Genomic DNA, 2,991 nt, shown 5'->3' on the forward strand with positions numbered 1-2,991 from the left:
AGCGCTCTAACCTACTGAGCTACAATCACCGTATGTTTTTGCGTCTGCAAAGGTAATTAATATTACGCAATCTCCAAATTAGGATTCTAAATTTTCAAGGGAAAAAACCACTTATAAATCCTAACCAATTTATAATCAAAAGGAAAAATAATTATTGCTTTCTTACATAAGTTCACTGGTAAATTACCTATCAAAGCGCAATCGCATTCCTTTCTGTTCTTCATTGAACTGCCCTTTATGATAGGCCAAGTGTCCTGACACAAAGGTATGACTCACTTTAGCCTGAAAAGTTTGGCCTTCAAAAGGTGACCAACCACATTTAGCAACTACATTTTTTCTGTTGACCTCCCAGGCATCATCTAGATCAACTAAAACCAGATCGGCAAAATAACCTTCACGAATAAAGCCCCTTTTTTTTATTTCAAACATTATAGCTGGATTATGGCACATTTTCTCCACAATTTTCTCCAAGCCAATTTTTTCCTGATGATACAATTCCAGCATTGCCACCAAAGTATGCTGGATCAAAGGGCCTCCGGATGGAGCCATAAAATAGGAATTTTGTTTTTCTTCAAGGGTATGAGGTGCATGATCTGTAGCCACTACATCAATTCGATCCTCTAAAAGGGCTTGCAATATGCCTTCTTTATCTTGTTGTGTTTTTACCGCAGGATTCCATTTTATAAGGCTGCCTTTCTTTTGGTAATCCCTGTCGTCAAACCATAAATGATGGACGCAGGCTTCAGCTGTAATTCGTTTTTCTTTTAATGGGATGTCATTTTGGAAAAGGGAAGTTTCTTTTGCCGTGGAGATATGAAGAATATGTAATCGGGAATTATATTTTTTTGCGAGCTGTACCGCCCTGGAAGAGGATTTATAACATGCTTCCTCACTTCGGATTTCTGGATGGCAATGAAAGGGTACATTTTCTCCGTATTTTTCCTTGTAGGCAGCAGAATTAGCACGAATAGTGGACTCATCTTCACAATGGGTAGCAATCAGCATTTTTACCTCCTTAAAGATTTTTTCGAGAACAGCTGAATCATCTACTAGCATATTTCCGGTAGAGGAACCCATAAACACTTTGACACCGCAAACATTTTTTGGATCAGTTTTCAATACCTCTTCTAAATTATCATTAGAGGCACCCATGTAGAATGAATAGTTTGCAAGAGATCGTTCAGCACCAATAGCATACTTTTTTTCAAGTAATTCCTGAGTCAGGGTATTTGGGACTGTATTGGGCATTTCCATGAAGGATGTAACACCACCGGCCACAGCAGCCCGACTTTCGGAGTATATATCAGCTTTATGAGTTAATCCGGGCTCCCTAAAATGAACCTGATCGTCAATTACACCTGGTAAAAGATATTTTCCATTTGCATAAATCACCTCATCTACTTCATTTTCAGCAATCTCCGGGGCAATATTTTCAATTTTTTGACCTTTTATCAATAGGTCGGAAAGAAAAATATTACCTTCATTTACTATATTTGCACCCTTTATTAAAATAGTCTTCATTGATGTATTTTATTGAAAGTGAGTCATAAATATTTTGTCAAATACTTTGGGCACAAAGGTAGGCAATAACACCAAAGTGGACTAATGATTGTAAACTCAATTTTGGTAAAATCAAATTCTGATTTATGACAAAGAAAATCAGCACTTTTCAGGAGTTTAAGTTAAATAAACAATTGCTATTGGCAATTGAAGAATTAGGGTATGAAGAACCAACTCCTATACAGCAAAAAGCAATTCCATTGATTCAGGCTGGACATGATTTGATGGGGGTAGCACAGACAGGAACCGGAAAAACCGCCGCCTTTGTTTTGCCTATTCTTATGAAAATCAAATATGCACAGGGCAGTAATCTAAAAGCGTTGATTTTAGCTCCAACCCGGGAGCTTGCCATGCAAATTGACAAAAACATTATTGAACTGGCCAAATATACTGATATCCGACATGTTTGTGCATATGGAGGTGTGGGGCCCAAAAACCAAATTGAGCAGATCAATGAAGGTTTAGACATTTTGGTAGCTACTCCTGGCCGTTTTATGGATATCTACTTGAAGGGCGAACTCGTGGTAAAAGAGTTAAAAACCATGGTTTTAGATGAGGCTGATAAAATGATGGATATGGGTTTTATGCCTCAAATCAGAAAAATTCTTGAAATTATCCCCGTTAAGAGACAGAATCTCCTTTTTTCGGCTACTATGCCAGAAAAGGTTTTAAACCTTTCGCATGAATTCCTGGAATTTCCTGAAAAAGTAGAAGTGGCCCCTCAGGCAACTACCTCAGAAATGATTCAACAAGAATTCTATAAGATTCCAAATTTTAAAACTAAAATAAATTTATTAGAAAAGTTTTTTGAGGATCAGGAAAGCTTTAATAGGGTAATCATTTTTTCCAAAACAAAAGAAACGGCTAATAATATATTCAAATTTTTAAGTCGAAAAGCAGAAGGTGAGGCTCGAGTCATCCATTCAAATAAGGCTCAAAATACTCGAATAAATGCTATAGAGGCTTTTAAAAAAGGGGAAGTGCGGTTCTTGGTAGCTACAGACGTAGCTTCCCGTGGATTGGACGTAAGTATGGTGAGCCATGTGATCAATTTTGATGTCCCTTATATTTATGAAGATTATGTACACCGAATTGGGCGAACCGGACGAGCAAAAAATGAGGGATTTGCCTTAACATTTGTCACTGAAGCGGATCTTTATCATTTGCGAAAAATAGAAAAATTGATCCGTAGGCCTATTCCCGAAGCCAAACTTCCAAAAGATCTTAACATTGAGGCCACTCCATTTATAGAAAAACAAGAAATGGCCAGAGCCATTGATGCGCAAAAGAAAAAAGAAAATCCCGATTATAAAGGGGCCTTTCACGAAAAGAAAAAAATAGCAAAAGGCACTATGAAAGGGAAGAAAAGTCTGAAGGGAGGAAGGCCTTCTCATAAGACAGGCCTAAAAAGCCGAAAAACGGGTCAAAGAA

The 2,991-nt window shown here is 37.5% G+C and carries 2 protein-coding genes; one reads left to right on the forward strand and one right to left on the reverse strand.

Features of this window, described 5'->3' with window-relative positions; all coding sequences use genetic code 11:
- Positions 1-183 precede the first annotated feature (183 nt).
- Positions 184-1,521 carry a dihydroorotase gene (locus tag E1171_RS03680; protein WP_155204203.1) on the reverse strand — a complete coding sequence of 446 codons (1,338 nt, stop codon included), beginning with the start codon at positions 1,519-1,521 and terminating at the stop codon, positions 184-186.
- Between the two features lie 125 nt (positions 1,522-1,646).
- Between E1171_RS03680 and E1171_RS03685 the strand changes: the two genes are divergently transcribed.
- A partial coding sequence (locus E1171_RS03685; RefSeq protein WP_155204205.1) for a DEAD/DEAH box helicase occupies positions 1,647-2,991 on the forward strand: 1,345 nt, incomplete at its 3' end.

It is taken from the genome of Xanthovirga aplysinae (genome assembly GCF_009711365.1).
Lineage (GTDB): Bacteria > Bacteroidota > Bacteroidia > Cytophagales > Cyclobacteriaceae > Xanthovirga > Xanthovirga aplysinae.

Coding starts and splice junctions, on each gene's coding strand:
- E1171_RS03680 (WP_155204203.1), bottom strand. CDS start 1,521: ATGAAGACTATTTTAATAAAGGGTGCAAATATAGTAAATGAAGGTAAT.